Origin of the sequence: Paludibacillus litoralis (genome assembly GCF_037646705.1) — a bacterium.
Lineage (GTDB): Bacteria > Pseudomonadota > Alphaproteobacteria > Rhodobacterales > Rhodobacteraceae > Pikeienuella > Pikeienuella litoralis.
On the sequence record NZ_JBBHER010000005.1, the window covers coordinates 256935 to 271855 of the forward strand.

Below are 14921 nucleotides of genomic sequence, written 5' to 3' on the forward strand. Positions count from 1 at the left end.
CAGCGGCGAAACCGGAAAGAGGACCACCGGAACATGGCACTGCCTGAGTTTTCCCTGCGCCAGCTTCTCGAAGCGGGCGTCCATTTCGGCCACCAGACGCACAGATGGAACCCCAAGATGGGGCAGTACATCTATGGCGACAGGAACGGCATTCACATTCTCGACCTGACGCAGACCGTCCCGCTGCTGGACGCGGCGCTGCAGGCGATGCGCGACACCGTATCGCGGGGCGGGCGGATCCTGTTCGTCGGCACCAAGCGCCAGGCGGCCAAGGGCGTCGCCGAGGCGGCGGAGCGCTGCGCGCAGTATTACATGAACCACCGCTGGCTCGGCGGCACGCTGACCAACTGGAAGACGATCTCGAACTCGATCTCCCGGATGCGGAAGCTGGACGAGCTGCTGGAAGGCGGCGGCGCCGACGCGCTGACCAAGAAGGAGCGGCTCAACCTCGACCGCGAGCGGGCGAAGCTGACCGCGTCCCTCGGCGGCATCCGCGAGATGGGCGGCGTGCCGGACATGGTTTTCGTGATCGACACCAACAAGGAGGCGCTGGCCGTCGCCGAGGCGAACAAGCTCGGCATTCCGGTCATCGCGGTGCTCGACTCCAATTCCGACCCGTCGGGCGTCACCTATCCGATCCCGGGCAACGACGACGCGGCGCGGGCGATCAAGCTCTATTGCGACCTCGCCTCGGACGCCGCGCTTGACGGCATGGCGGTGCAGATGGGCGCGGCCGGGTTCGACATCGGCGAGGCCGAGGAGCCGCTGGTCGAAGAGGCGGTGGCGGCGCCGGTCGAAGAGGCGGCTCCGGCCGCCGAGCCGGCTGCGGAGGCGGCGCCGGCCGAAGCCGCGCCCGCTCCCGAGGCGGCCGCCGCGGAGACCCCTGCGGCCCCCACGGAAGAGACGCCGGCGTCCAACTGACGCGCGCCGCGCAGTCTTCATCCCGCCGGGCGCCGCGACCTCGCCGCCCGGCGTTCTTTCCATCGCCGCGCGCCCCGGCCTCCGGCCGGCGCGCCGGCGACACTGAGGAGCGACAACGATGGCGATCACGGCCAAGGACGTGAAAGACCTGCGCGACATGACCGGCGCGGGCATGATGGACGCGAAGAAGGCGCTGACCGAAACCGGCGGCGACGTCGAGGCGGCGGTCGACTGGCTGCGCGCCAAGGGGCTTTCGCAGGCGGCGAAGAAATCCGGGCGCACGGCGGCCGAGGGCCTCGTCGGCGTGGCGTCGAAAGGGGGCGTCGGCGTCGCGGTGGAGATCAACTCCGAGACCGATTTCGTCGCGCGGAACGCCGAGTTCCAGGCGATGGTGGCCGCGATCGCGGAGACGGCGCTGGACGTGAAGGACTTCGACGGGCTTCTGGCCGCGCCGCTCGACGGGCGCACCGTCGCCGACACGGTGACGGCGAAGATCGCCACCATCGGCGAGAACCTGTCGCTCCGGCGCATGGCCCGGATCGAGGCGGACCATGTCGCGACCTATGTGCATAACGCGGCGACGGACGGCATGGGCAAGATCGGCGTTCTGGTCGGCGTCGACGGCGGCGACGCGGCGGGCGCGGAAGCGATCGGCCGGCAGGTGGCGATGCATGTCGCGGCGACCAGCCCGGCCTCGCTCGACGAGAGCGATCTGGACCCGGCGCTGATCGAGCGCGAGAAGCATGTTCTGACCGAGCAGGCCCGCGAGAGCGGCAAGCCCGAAGCGGTGATCGAGAAGATGATCACCGGGCGGATGAACAAGTTTCTCCAGGAGGTCTGCCTCCTGAAGCAGGCGTTCGTCATCAATCCCGACCTGACGGTGGGGAAGGCGGTGGCCGAGGCCGGGCCCTACACGATCACCGGATTCGTCCGCATGCAGGTCGGCGAGGGGGTCGAGCGGGTCGAAGAGGACTTCGCGGCCGAAGTCGCCAAGACCATGGGCGGCTGAACCGGCCCGAGATTGACGCCTATGCGCGGGGCCGGGCGGCCTCGCGCGTTTACAGCTGTGGCGATGTCTTGCGATTTCGCGGCTTTTCCGACAGGTTGCGCGCGGACATGGATGAAGGAATCGGACATGCCTGTCGAAGTCGATGACGCGCCGAGGCCTATCTATCCGCGGATCCTGCTGAAGATTTCCGGCGAAGCGCTGATGGGCGATCAAGGCTTCGGGCTGCATCCGCCGACGGTGGCCCGCCTGGCCGAGGAGATCATCCGGGTTCACGAGCTTGGCGTCGAGATCTGCATGGTGATCGGCGGCGGCAACATCTTTCGCGGGCTCTCCGGGGCGGCGCAGGGGATGGAGCGCGCGTCGGCGGACTACATGGGCATGCTGGCGACGATCATGAACGCGCTCGGCATGCAATCGGCGCTGGAGACGCTCGGCGTGCACACGCGGGTGATCTCGGCGATCCCGATGGACCAGATCTGCGAGCCCTATATCCGGCGCCGCGCGGTCCGGCATCTGGAGAAGAAGCGGATCTGCATCTTCGCGGCGGGCACCGGCAATCCCTATTTCACCACCGACACGGCGGCGACGCTGAGGGCGATGGAGATGAATTGCGGCGCGATCTACAAGGGCACGCAGGTCGACGGGATCTATGACAGCGACCCGAAGATCAACCCTGACGCGAAGCATTACAGCCGCATCAGCTATGACGAAGTGCTCCGAAAAAACCTGAAGGTCATGGACGCCTCGGCCATCGCGCTTGCGCGCGACAACGCGCTGCCGATCATCGTTTTCTCCCTGCAACATGAGGGCGGGCTCGCCGCGGTCTTGAGCGGGAAGGGAAAATTCACCATTGTTGAGCAATCCTGACGCGCGTCCGACGGGTGGACGACGGGCTTGCGCGGCGTGAGAGTGGGAGCGACGGACGTTATGGCGGAAGACGAAATCGAGATTGATCTCGATGGTCTCGAGAAGCGCATGGACGGCGCGCTGACGAATCTCAGAACCGAGTTCCAGTCGTTGAGAACCGGGCGGGCGTCCACGTCGATGATCGAGCCGATCCATGTCGACGCGTATGGAACGATGACGCCGATCAACCAGGTGGCGACGGTGAACGTGCCGGAGCCGCGGATGCTGACGCTGAACGTATGGGACAAGAGCCTGGTGGCGAAAGTCGAAAAGGCGATCCGCTCCTCCGGGATCGGCATCAATCCGGTCGTCGACGGCAGCATCCTGCGGTTGCCGATCCCCGAACTGAATGAGGAAAGGCGCCGCGAACTCGCCAAACTTGCCGGCCAATACGCCGAGAATGCGCGGATCGCGGTGCGCAATGTGCGCCGCGACGGCATGGACCAGGTGAAGAAGGCCAAGGCGGCGGGCATGAGCGAGGACGACCAGAAGCTCTGGTCGGACGAGGTTCAGGCGTTGACGGACGCGGGGATCAGCAAGATCGACGAGGCGCTTCAGGCGAAGCAGGACGAGATCATGCGGGTGTGACGCGGGCGGCGTCGGGCGAGGGAAACAAGGATCGGCTGCGGGATGGGGCGCGCGGAATTTCGAGACGACACGCCTGACACGCCGGCGCGCCGCGCGCGCCACGTTGCGATCATCATGGATGGCAACGGGCGCTGGGCGACGACGCGCGGCCTGCCGCGGCTGGCCGGGCACCGCAAGGGCGCCGACGCGGTGCGCTCGGTGGTGGAGGCGTGCCCGGATCTCGGCGTGGAGATCCTCACGCTCTTCGCCTTCTCGACCGAGAACTGGAAACGCTCGGACGAGGAGGTCGCGGGGCTGATGAACCTGTTTCGCCGCTATATGCGGCGGGAGGCGGCGGAATTGTCGCGGCGGGGCGCGCGGGTGCTGTTTCTCGGCGACCGCGAGGGGCTGGCGCCGGATATCCGCCAGATGATGGCCGGGATCGAGGAGCGGACGGCGGCGAACGACAGGCTGACGCTGGTGATCGCGATCAATTACGGCGGGCGGGCCGAAATCGCCGCCGCCGCGCGCCGGCTGGCGATCCGCGCCGCCGCCGGGGAGATCGACGCCGAGGCGGTGGACGAGACGATGCTGGCCTCCGCGCTCGGCGCGCCGGGCCTGCCGGACCCGGACCTGCTGATCCGCACCTCGGGCGAGCAGAGGCTCTCGAATTTCCTGCTGTGGCAATGCGCTTACGCCGAGTTCATGTTCGTCGACGAGCTGTGGCCCGATTTCGACGGCGCCGCGCTGGCGCGGGCGCTCGACGCCTACAGCGCGCGCGAGCGGCGTTTCGGCGCCGTGGCGCTTTAGGCCGGACGGTGGCGCGGCACAAGATTTCCAGCCAGTTCGGCGATCTGGCGATCCGCGCGGTGGTCGCGGTGATCTTCGCCGCCATCGGCATCGGCGCGATCTGGGCCGGCGGCGGCTGGGGGCTCGGCTTCGTCATGCTCGCGGGGGGCATGATGGCCTGGGAGTGGCGGCGGATCGCGGCGCGCGACGGCGACAGGGTGCTGGCCGGGTTTCAGGCGCTCGCCGTGGCGGGGGCGGCGTTCGTCGCCTTCAACGCGCGGATCATCGAAGCGATCGCCTTTCTCGTCGTGATGGCGGCGCTGGGGGTGGCGGCCGATCTCTATCGCGGCAGGCCGCCATGGTGGAGCCTCGGCGGCGCGCTCTATCTCGGCGCGGCGCTCAGCTTTTTCGTCTGGCTCCTCGGGGCGCCGGAGCATGGTCTCCAGGTCATCGTCTGGCTGGTGCTCGTGGTCGTGGCGACGGATGTCGGGGCCTATTTCATCGGCCGGCTGATCGGCGGGCCGAAGCTCTGGCCGCGGGTCAGCCCGAACAAGACCTGGGCCGGGGCGCTCGGCGGCGCGACGTTGGCGGCGCTGGCGGCGCTTCTCGTCGGCCTCGCGGCCGGGCGGGGCGCGAGCGGCGGCGCCGAGCTGGCGGCGATCGGCGTCTCGATCGTCAGCCAGGCGGGCGATCTCGGCGAGAGCGCGTTCAAGCGGCGCTTCGGCAAGAAGGACAGCGGCTGGATCCTGCCGGGGCATGGCGGGCTTCTGGACCGGCTCGACGGGTTGCTGGCGGCGACACTGGCGGTCGGACTGCTCTCGCTTCTGCGGCCGGATCAGCCTATCTGGGCGTGGTGATGCGACGGATCTCAATTCTTGGCGCGACCGGCTCGATCGGATGCAACACGCTCGACGTCGTGCGCGCGCTCGGCGGGCGCGAGGCGTTCAAGGTCGTCGCGCTGACCGGCGCCGGCAACATCGCCGGCCTCGCCGCCGCGGCGCGCGAGGTGGGGGCCGAGATCGCGGTGACCGCCGACGAGTCGCGGCTGGACGAGCTTCGCGCCCGGCTCGACGGCTCGGGGGTGGCGGCGGCGGCGGGCGCGGCGGCGCTCGACGAGGCGGCGGCGCGGCCCGCCGATTGGGTGATGGCCGCGATCGTCGGCGCGGCCGGGCTCGCGCCGACGCTGGCGGCGGCCCGGAGCGGCGCGACCATCGCGCTCGCCAACAAGGAATGTCTGGTCTCGGCGGGCGGGCTCTTCCTCTCGACGGCGCGGGCGCATGGCGCGCGGGTGATCCCGGTGGACAGCGAGCATTCCGCGATCTTCCAGTGCCTCGACGCGCATGCGGGCCGGGCGCCGGCGCGGTTCATCCTCACCGCGTCGGGCGGCCCGTTCCGCGACTGGCCGCGCGAGCGGATGCGCACGGCGACGCCGGCGGCGGCGGCGGCGCATCCGAACTGGGCGATGGGGATGAAGATCTCCATCGATTCCGCGTCGATGTTCAACAAGGCGCTGGAGATGATCGAGGCGCGCTGGCTGTTCGGCGCGACGGCGAAGAACCTCGACGTGGTGGTCCATCCGCAATCGGTGGTGCATTCCGCCGTGGCCTACGCCGACGGCTCGGTGCTGGCGCAGCTCGGCGCGCCGGACATGCGGACCGCGATCGGCTATGCGCTGACCTGGCCGGAGCGCGGCGCGCTGCCGGTGGCGCCGCTGGACCTCGTCGCGCTGTCGCGGCTGGATTTTTCCGCCCCCGACGAGACCCGGTTTCCGGCGCTGCGCCTGGCGCGGGCGGCGATGGAGGAGAGCGAGCTGGCCGGCGCGGCGCTGAACGGCGCGAAGGAGGCCGCGCTCGAAGCGTTCATCGCCGGGAGAATCGGCTTCCTCGACATGGCGGAGATCGTCGAGACCGTGCTAGAGGCGTCGTTGACGGCGGCGCCGGCGCGCGACCTCGAAGACGTCTACGAGATGGACGGCGCGGCGCGGCGCCTGGCCGAATTGGAAATCACGCGCAGCGCGGCCTGACCCGCGGCCGCGCGCAAGATCTGGCGGGAGCAAGATGTCCTATATCGCCGAGATACCCTATATCGGGTGGGTGATCCCCTTCATCGTCGTGCTTGGCGTGGTCGTGTTCGTGCACGAATACGGCCATTACATCGTCGGGCGCTGGGTCGGCATCCGGGCCGACGTCTTCTCGATCGGGTTCGGCCCCGAGCTGTTCGCGTGGCGCGACAAGCGCGGCATGCGCTGGCGCGTGGGGGCGCTGCCGCTCGGCGGCTATGTGAAATTCGCCGGCGACATGAACGCGGCCTCCGCCGGCGCCGACGCGGCGGCGCTGGCGCGGATGAGCGCGGACGAGCGCAAGGGCGCGTTCCACACCGCCGCGGTCTGGCGGCGCGCGCTCACGGTTCTGGCCGGGCCGATGGCGAATTTCCTGCTCTCCATTCTGGTGTTCGCCTTCATCGCCATGCTGGCGGGGCGCGAGGTCAACGAGCCGGTGATCGGCTCGGTCCGGGCCGACGCGAACGCCGATCTCGGGCTGATGGCCGGAGACCGGGTGCTGGCGGTCGGCGGGGACCAGGTGGCGAGCTTCACCGATCTTCTGGTCGCGCTCTCGCAGGTGGAGGGCGAGCCGACGACCGCGCGGATCCTGCGGGACGGCCGCGAGGCGACGGTGGAGATCCGCTACCGCCGCCCGGCGCGGGTCGACGAGGTGATCCCCGGCGGCGCGGCGGCGGATGCGGGGCTGAAGCCCGGCGACGTGATCACCGCGGTGAACGGCGCGCCGACGCCGAATTTCGAGGCGCTTCGCGCCCGGATCGCCGACTCGGGCGGCGCGATGCTCTCCCTCGACGTTCAGCGCGGCGACGAGGCGCTGATCCTGTCGATGACGCCGCAGATGGTGGAGACGCCGGGCCCGGACGGCGCGCCGGTGAAGCGGCCGATGATCGGGGTCCGGAACGCCTCCTTCGGCGGAATCGCGCCGATGTTCGAGACGGCGAATCCGATCGACGCGCTCGATTACGGCGCGGCGCGGACCTGGGCGATCATCGCCGGCACCTTCGATTATCTCGGCGAGATGATCAGCGGCGAGGCGGATTCGAGCCAGCTCGGCGGGCCGGTCCAGATCGCCAAGATCTCGGGGCAGGCGGCGGAGCAGGGGTTCGAGTCCCTGGCGCTGATGATCGCGTTGATCTCGACCTCGATCGGGCTGATAAACCTGTTTCCGATTCCGGTGCTGGATGGCGGCCATCTGCTGTTCCATCTGCTGGAGGCGGTGCGCGGAAAACCGCTCCGCCCACGCTGGCAGGAAATCGGAAATGGAGTAGGCTTCGGCATGATAATGCTGCTAATGGTGTTCGCGACATATAATGACCTTACGAACCTGTTGCGATGAAGCGACGGATCGGTCGGGACGGGCGCACCGAGGGACGGTGACGGGTTGATGAGAGGTGACGGATGGCGATCCTTGAGCGGATGACGCGCCTGCGGCGTGGGCTGACCATGATCGCGGTTTGCGCGGCGGCGCTGGCGGCGACGCCGGCCGCGGCGCAGACGTCGGGCGGCGCGGCGGCGCCGGCGGGCGGGGAGGCCAGGGGGCAGGCGGTTACCGACATCGTCGTCATCGGCAACCAGCGGATCGAGCCGGTGACGATCATCTCCTATCTGGCGCTGAAGGTCGGCGACCCGATCACCGAGTCGGCGCTGAACCAGTCGGTGCGCCGGCTGTTCGACACCGGGCTTTTCCGCGACGCGGCCGTGGCGGTGGACGGAAGCCGGATCCTGGTGCAGGTGTCGGAGAATCCGTCGATCAACCGGATCAATTTCGAAGGCAACGACCTGATCACCGACGAGCAGATGTTGGCCATCATCTCGTCGCGCCCGCGCCGCTCCTTCACCCGCGCGCAGGCGGAGGCCGACGCGCAGGCGCTGATCGACAATTACCGCGCCACCGGCCGCTACGGCGCCGTGGTCGAGCCGGTGATCATCGAGCTGCCGGACAACCGCGTCGATCTCGTGTTCGAGATTTCCGAGGGCGGCGTCACCGAGATCTACCGGATCGATTTCGTCGGCAATTCCGAGTTTTCCGACAGCCGGCTCCGGGGCGTGATCGACACGTCGGAATCGGGCCTGTTCGGGTTCCTCCTCTCGTCCGACGTTTACGACCCGGACCGGCTGGAGTTCGACAAGCAGCTTCTGCGCCGGTTCTACCTTTCGCAGGGCTACGCCGATTTCACGGTTCTCTCCGCGGTGGCGGAGCTGGCCCCGGACCGGGAGGGATTCTACATCACCTTCACGGTGGAGGAGGGCGAGCCCTACACCTTCGGCGAATTCGAGGTGGTGAATTCGGCCCCGAACCTGAATGTCGAGGATTTCGAGGCGCTGGTTCCGACCGGGCTGACCGGCGCGACCTATGACGCGACCAAGGTCGAAGAGATCATCTCCGACATGGTGTTTCTCGCGGGGCAGCAGGGCTTCGCGTTCATGGACGTGCGCCCGCGCGCGCGGCGGAACGAGGCCGAGCGGACCATCGACGTGGGCTTCGAGCTGGTCGAGGGGCCGCGCGTCTATGTCGAGCGGATCGATATCGAGGGCAATGAGCGGACCCTCGATCGGGTGATCCGGCGGCAGTTCAACCTCGTCGAGGGCGACGCGTTCAACGCCCGCGAGGTGGAGCTGGCGCGAGGGCGGATCCGGGCGCTGCGCTTTTTCGCGGATGTCGACGTGCGCACCGAACGGGGCGCCACCGACGACCGCGCGGTGGTGAAGGTGGACGTGCAGGAGCAGTCGACCGGGTCGATCAATTTCGGGGTCGGGTTCTCCTCTGCGGTCGGGCCGACGGGCGAAATCTCGATCCAGGAATCCAACTTCCTCGGCCGCGGCCAGTTCGCGCGCGCGCGCCTGCGCGTCGCCGAGAGAAGCCAGATCGTGGACCTCACGTTCGAGGAGCCGGCGTTCCTCGACCGCGACCTCCGGCTCGGGCTCAACGTGTTTTACCGGGATGAAGACCTCGATCAGGAAAGTTCGTTTGAAATCACCAGCCTGGGCTTCATTCCTTCCGTCACCTTTCCGGTGAGCGAGGCCGGGCGGCTCCGGCTTTCCTACGAGATTTCCGATGACGACATCAGGGATTTCGACGACAACGTGTCGCCGCTGATCGCGGTCGACGGCGGCAGCCAGACGACCTCGGCGGTCTCCTACCGCTACACGCATGACCTGCGCGACGATCCGGTGGAGCCGACCTCGGGCTATTTCCTGACGCTGGAGCAGACCTTCGCCGGGCTCGGCGGCGGCGCGCAGTATCTGCGCACCGTGGCCAGCGCCAAGGGCTGGACCTCGTTCCTGGCGGATGACGTGATCGCCAGCCTCGAGGTCGAGGGCGGCGCGATCTACTCCTATGGCGGCGATCTGAAGGTCAACGACCGGTTCTTCCTCGGCGGCGACAGCTTCCGCGGCTTCGCCTTCGCGGGGCTCGGCCCGCGCGACCGGTCTCTGGGCGTGAACGGCGAAGAGCGGGACGACGCTCTCGGCGGGAACCTCTACGCGGTGACGCGGGCGGAGGTCTCGTTCCCGCTCGGCCTTCCGGAGGAGATCGGCATCTATGGCGGGCTCTTCGCCGATGTCGGCACGCTCTGGAGCCTCGACAACACCTCCGCCTTCGACACAAACCAGAACAGCGCGTCGAACGGGCTGACGCTCAATGTCGACGACAGCGCCAAGCTCCGCGCGGCGGTCGGCGCCAGCATCTTCTGGGATTCGGGCTTCGGGCCGCTGCGGCTGAATTTCGCGATCCCGGTGCAGAAGGAGCCTGGCGACAGGACCGAGTTCTTCCGGCTGACGGTCGGGACCCGGTTCTGAATGCGGGCCCTCGCCAGATGGGCGGCGGCCGCAGTTCTGATCCTTGGCGCGTGGCCGGGCGCGGCCGATGAGGCGCCGCGGATCCTGAGCGTGGACCGGGAGCGGGCGCTGAGCGAAAGCGCGGCGGCCGAGAGGCTGGGCGTGGAGGAGCGCGAGGCGCGGATCGCGCTGCGCGGGGAGCTGGACAAGCTGCGCGCCGACCTCGAGGCGGAGGAGGCCGAGATCGCGGCGCTGCGCGAAACCGCGCCGAAGGAGGTCTTCGAGGCGCGGGTCCGCGCGTTCGACGCCCGCGTCCGCGAGGCCCGCGAGACGAGCCAGCAGAAGGGCGAGGCGCTGCAGGCGCGCTTCGTCAGCGCGCGCCGCGCGCTCTCCGCCGCGCTCGAGCCGATCCTGCGCGAGTTGCTGGCGGAGACCGGGGCCGATCTGATCCTGGACGCGCGCACGGTGCTCGCCGCGGCGGAAAGCGTCGACGTGACCGACGAGGTTCTGCGCCGCTTCGACGAGCGGGCGAGCGTGGCGCTGCCGCCACCGGCGCCGGCTGAAGAATAGGCGCCGACGCGGCGCGCCTTGACCATTGGGGCGAGCACGATATGAGAGACGGAAAGCGAACATATGAACGACGAGAGCGGCGGGCATGGACGGAAATGAACAAGCTATGCTGAGATCCGCCGACATAGCGCGGATCAAACGTATGATCCCCCATCGCTATCCGTTCCTTCTGATCGATGCGGTGAAGAATATCCGGGTCGGCGAGAGCGCGGTCGGGATCAAGAACGTCACCGTCAACGAGCCGCATTTCGAAGGGCATTTCCCGACCAAGCCGGTGATGCCGGGCGTGTTGATCATCGAGGCGATGGCGCAGACCGCCGGAGTGCTCGTGGTCGAGACCCTGGGGATGATCGATCGGGGGCTGCTGGTTTATTTCATGACCCTGGACAAGGTGCGCTTCCGGCGCGTCGTCCAGCCCGGAGACCAGCTCGAGCTGCATGTGAGGGTCCTGCGTGGACGCGGCAAGATCTGGAAATTCTGGGGCGAGGCGAAGGTCGAGAACGAGACCGTGGCCGAGGGCGAATTCGCGGCCATGATCATCTCCCCGGACGACCCCAAACACCACTGACGCGGCGCCGACCGGGAGGCCGGAACGCCGCGCGCGCCTGCGCCCGTTCGCGGGAGGCGGCGCTGGCGCTTCTTCACCTCGATCCAATCGCGCGAGATTTCGCCCGTGGAGGGCTGACGCGGGAGGCCGATCTTCTGGAAGCGGCGGGCGGAGGCGGTGAAAAGTTCGCGGAAGCCGCTCCGCCCGTTGGCGAAAGGCGGTGCGCGGCGCTCCTCCACCTCGATGCGATCGCGCGAGACTTCGCCCGTCTAGGGCTGACGCGGGCGGCCGATCTTCTGGAAACGGGCGCGCCCCCGCCAACCGCGCCGGCGGCGTGTGGGGGCGGTGAAAAGTGCGCGTGAGCGCCGCGCGCGCCGCTGCGCCTGTTGGCGGGAGGCGGCGCTGGCGCTCCTCCACCTCGATGCGATCGCGCGAGACTTGGCCTGTCTAGGGCTGACGCGGGAGGTCGATCTTCTGAAAGCGACGCGCCCCGCCAACCGCGTTGGCGGCGTGCGGGGGCGGTGAAAAGTTCGCGAAAGCCGCTGCGCCCGTTGGCGGGAGGCGGCGCTGGCGCTTCTCCACCTCGACCCGAGCGCGCGAGACTCCGCCCGTCTAGGGCGCTGACGCGGGCGGTCGATCTTCTGAAAGCGCCGCGCCCCCGCCAACCGTGGCGGCGGCGTGTGGGGGCGGTGAAAAGGGCGCGTGAGCGCCGCGCGCGCCGCTGCGCCCGTTCGCGGGAGGCGGCGCTGGCGCTTCTCCACCTCGATCCGAGCGCGCGAGACTTCGCCCGTCTAGGGCGCTGACGCGGGCGGTCGATCTTCTGAAAGCGACGCGCCCCCGCCAACCGCGTCGGCGGCGTGCGGGGGCGGCGAAAAGGGCGCGGGAGCGGGAGCGCCGCGCGCGCGCCTGTCGGCGGGAGGCGCGGCTCAGCGCTCCTCCACCTCGACGTAATCGCGCGAGACTTCGCCCGTGTAGAGCTGACGCGGGCGGCCGATCTTCTGGATCGGATCCTCGATCATCTCTTTCCACTGCGCGATCCAGCCGACCGTGCGGGCGAGGGCGAAGACCGGCGTGAACATCGAGGTCGGCAGGCCGATCGCATCGAGAATGATGCCGGAATAGAAATCGACGTTCGGGTAGAGCTTCTTCTCGACGAAGTACTCGTCTTCGAGCGCGATCTTCTCCAGCTCCTTCGCGACCTGAAGGGTCGGATTGTTCTCGATGCCGAGAAGGCCGAGGACCTCGTCCGCGCTCTTCTTCATCACCTTCGCGCGCGGGTCGAAGTTCTTGTAGACGCGGTGGCCGAAGCCCATCAGCCGGAACGGGTCGTTCTTGTCCTTCGCCCGCGCGACGAATTCGGGGATCCGGTCCGGGGTGCCGATTTCGCGCAGCATCTCCAGACAGGCCTGATTCGCCCCGCCATGCGCCGGCCCCCAGAGGCAGGCGACGCCGGCGGCGATGCAGGCGAAGGGATTGGCGTGGCTGGAGCCGGCGAGCCGGACCGTCGAGGTCGAGGCGTTCTGCTCGTGATCGGCGTGAAGGGTGAAGATCCGGTCCATCGCGCGCCCGAGGATCGGGTCGACGACATATTCCTCGCACGGGGTCGAAAAGCACATGTGGAGGAAGTTCGACGCGTAATCGAGATCGTTGCGCGGATAGACGAAGGGCTGGCCGATCGAATATTTATAGGCCCATGCGCAGATGGTCGGCACTTTCGCGATCAGCCGGACGGTGGCGACCTCGCGCTGCCAGGCGTCGGTGATGTCGGTGGAATCGTGATAGAAGGCCGACATCGCCCCGACGACGCCGCAGACCACCGCCATCGGGTGCGCGTCGCGCCGGAAGCCGCGGAAGAAATAGGTCATCTGCTCATGGAGCATGGTGTGTCTGGTGACCCGGTTCTCGAAATCCTCGGCCTGGGCCGCCGTCGGCAGCTCTCCGTAGAGCAGCAGGTAGCAGACTTCGAGATAGTGGCTCTTCTCCGCGAGCTGGTCGATCGGGTAGCCGCGATAGAGGAGCTCGCCCTTCTCGCCGTCGATGAAGGTGATGTCCGAAAAACAGGACGCGGTCGAGGTGAAGCCGGGATCGTAGGTGAACATCCCGGTCGACTTGTACAGCGCGCCGACATCGATCACGTCCGGGCCGGTGCTGCCGGAAAGAATGGGCAACTCGTAGTTCTCGCCGTCGATCGTCAATGTCGCGCTACGTTTGGAATCAGGCATAACGTTCCCCTTTTTGCGGCGGCGCCGCTACTGAATGTTCGCGCCATGACGGCGCCGGCACGGAACGGGTCAAAGCGCTTGATCCGACAGCCGGGCGAGACTTTCATCCTTGCCGAGGGTGACGAGAACGTCGAATACGCCCGGGGACGTCGCTCGTCCGGTGAGAGCGGCGCGGACGGGCTGCGCGATCTTTCCGAGTTTCAAGCTTTCATCATCCACGAAAGCACGGACCTGAACTTCCAGTGCCTCTACGGTCCACGCGCTAACATTTCGCAGTCTTTCGGTCAATCTGGTGAGGCGCCTGCGGGCGTCCTCATCGAGCAGTTTCCTGGCTTTTTCATCAAGATCGAGCGGACGATCCGCAAGGATATAATATGCAGAATCAAGAAGTTCGACGAGCGTCTTGGCGCGTTCCTTGAGGCCGGGCATCGCGGCGCGGAGCATGGCCGCGCGCGCGGGGTCCTCGACCGCGCGCCCAAGCCGCGCGGCCAGCTCCAGCGTGGCGGCGGTCAGCGAGTCGTCGTCGGCGGCGCGCATGTGGCGGCCGTTCAGATTCTCGAGCTTGGCGATGTCGAACCGGGCGGCGGAGCGGCCGACCCCGGAGAGATCGAACCATTCGATCGCCTGTTCGGTGGTGAAGAATTCTTCGTCGCCATGCGCCCAGCCGAGCCGGGCGAGATAGTTCCGCATCGCCTCGGGCAGGTAGCCCATCTCGCGATACGCGTCCACGCCGAGGGCGCCGTGGCGCTTCGAGAGCTTCGCGCCGTCCGGGCCGTGGATGAGCGGGATATGGGCGAAGACCGGGGGCGTCCAGCCGAGCGCGCGGTAGATCACGGTCTGGCGCGCGGCGTTGGTGAGATGGTCGTCGCCGCGGATCACGTGGGTCACGCCCATTTCGTGATCGTCGACCACCACGGCCAGCATGTAGGTCGGCGCGCCGTCGGAGCGGAGCAGGATCAGATCGTCGATCTGCCCGGCGGGGAAGGTCACCTCGCCCTGCACCTGATCGTCAATGACCACGGCGCCTTCGCGCGGGGCGCGCAGGCGCACGGTGTAGGGGGCGTCGGGCCAGTCCTCCGGCCCCTTGTCGCGCCAGGGCGACTGAAAGAGCGGCGGCAGGCCGGCCGCCTTCGCCGCCTCGCGCGCGGCGGCGATCTCTTCGGGCGTGGAGAAGCAGCGATAGGCGCCGCCCGTCTCCAGCATCCGCGCCGCGGCCGCGCGGTGGCGGTCGGCGCGGCTGAACTGGCTGACCGCGTCGCCGTCCCAGTCGAGGCCGAGCCAGCGCAGCCCGTCATGAATCGCGGCGGTCGCCTCGGGCGTGGAGCGGGCGCGGTCCGTGTCCTCGATCCGCAGCAGGAACTTGCCGCCGCGCCCGCGCGCGTAAAGCCAGTTGAACAGCGCCGTCCGCGCGCCGCCGATATGGAGGAATCCGGTCGGCGACGGCGCGAAGCGGGTCACGACGGGTCCGGTCGGAGAGGCCATCGAGGGCTGCGCCGGGGCTTCGGTCATGGCGAAGGTCCTGTGGGTTGAATAGCATGGCGCCGGAACGGCGCG

Annotated in this window: 13 protein-coding genes; 11 read left to right on the forward strand and 2 right to left on the reverse strand. The window is 68.6% G+C overall.

Features of this window, described 5'->3' with window-relative positions; genetic code table 11:
• Positions 1 to 33: 33 nt before the first annotated feature.
• The 11 genes from rpsB to fabZ all read left to right on the forward strand — a co-directional run bounded on the left by rpsB (position 34) and on the right by fabZ (position 11166).
• Positions 34 to 921: a 30S ribosomal protein S2 gene (gene rpsB / locus WG921_RS10385; RefSeq protein ID WP_340109160.1), complete on the forward strand. Its 888-nt coding sequence runs from the start codon at positions 34 to 36 to the stop codon at positions 919 to 921.
• Positions 922 to 1039: 118 nt separating this feature from the next.
• On the forward strand, positions 1040 to 1930 hold the full coding sequence (gene tsf, locus WG921_RS10390) for a translation elongation factor Ts (protein WP_340109161.1): 891 nt from the start codon (positions 1040 to 1042) through the stop codon (positions 1928 to 1930).
• Between the two features lie 126 nt (positions 1931 to 2056).
• Positions 2057 to 2797, forward strand: coding sequence for a UMP kinase (gene pyrH / locus WG921_RS10395; RefSeq protein WP_340109162.1), 741 nt, complete (start codon positions 2057 to 2059; stop codon positions 2795 to 2797).
• Between the two features lie 60 nt (positions 2798 to 2857).
• Complete coding sequence (gene frr, locus WG921_RS10400) at positions 2858 to 3424, forward strand: ribosome recycling factor (protein WP_340109163.1); 567 nt, start codon at positions 2858 to 2860, stop codon at positions 3422 to 3424.
• A 42-nt stretch (positions 3425 to 3466) separates the two neighbouring features.
• On the forward strand, positions 3467 to 4213 hold the full coding sequence (gene uppS, locus WG921_RS10405) for a polyprenyl diphosphate synthase (protein ID WP_340109164.1): 747 nt from the start codon (positions 3467 to 3469) through the stop codon (positions 4211 to 4213).
• Between the two features lie 8 nt (positions 4214 to 4221).
• Positions 4222 to 5049, forward strand: coding sequence for a phosphatidate cytidylyltransferase (locus tag WG921_RS10410; protein WP_340109165.1), 828 nt, complete (start codon positions 4222 to 4224; stop codon positions 5047 to 5049).
• Positions 5049 to 6215 carry a 1-deoxy-D-xylulose-5-phosphate reductoisomerase gene (gene dxr / locus WG921_RS10415; RefSeq protein ID WP_340109166.1) on the forward strand — a complete coding sequence of 389 codons (1167 nt, stop codon included), beginning with the start codon at positions 5049 to 5051 and terminating at the stop codon, positions 6213 to 6215. The genes WG921_RS10410 and dxr overlap by 1 nt, the downstream gene beginning before the upstream one ends.
• A gap of 34 nt (positions 6216 to 6249) precedes the next feature.
• A complete protein-coding gene (gene rseP, locus WG921_RS10420; RefSeq protein WP_340109167.1) occupies positions 6250 to 7587 on the forward strand; it encodes an RIP metalloprotease RseP in 1338 nt (445 codons plus the stop codon).
• A 62-nt stretch (positions 7588 to 7649) separates the two neighbouring features.
• Positions 7650 to 10049: an outer membrane protein assembly factor BamA gene (gene bamA / locus WG921_RS10425; protein WP_340109168.1), complete on the forward strand. Its 2400-nt coding sequence runs from the start codon at positions 7650 to 7652 to the stop codon at positions 10047 to 10049.
• On the forward strand, positions 10050 to 10598 hold the full coding sequence (locus WG921_RS10430; protein WP_340109169.1) for an OmpH/Skp family outer membrane protein: 549 nt from the start codon (positions 10050 to 10052) through the stop codon (positions 10596 to 10598).
• Positions 10599 to 10704: 106 nt separating this feature from the next.
• Positions 10705 to 11166: a 3-hydroxyacyl-ACP dehydratase FabZ gene (fabZ, locus tag WG921_RS10435; RefSeq protein WP_340109170.1), complete on the forward strand. Its 462-nt coding sequence runs from the start codon at positions 10705 to 10707 to the stop codon at positions 11164 to 11166.
• A gap of 905 nt (positions 11167 to 12071) precedes the next feature.
• On the opposite strand, the gene gltA is transcribed toward fabZ, so the two are convergent.
• Positions 12072 to 13367, reverse strand: coding sequence for a citrate synthase (gltA, locus tag WG921_RS10440; RefSeq protein ID WP_340109171.1), 1296 nt, complete (start codon positions 13365 to 13367; stop codon positions 12072 to 12074).
• Between the two features lie 69 nt (positions 13368 to 13436).
• Complete coding sequence (gene gltX / locus WG921_RS10445; protein WP_340109172.1) at positions 13437 to 14876, reverse strand: glutamate--tRNA ligase; 1440 nt, start codon at positions 14874 to 14876, stop codon at positions 13437 to 13439.
• Positions 14877 to 14921: the final 45 nt, after the last annotated feature.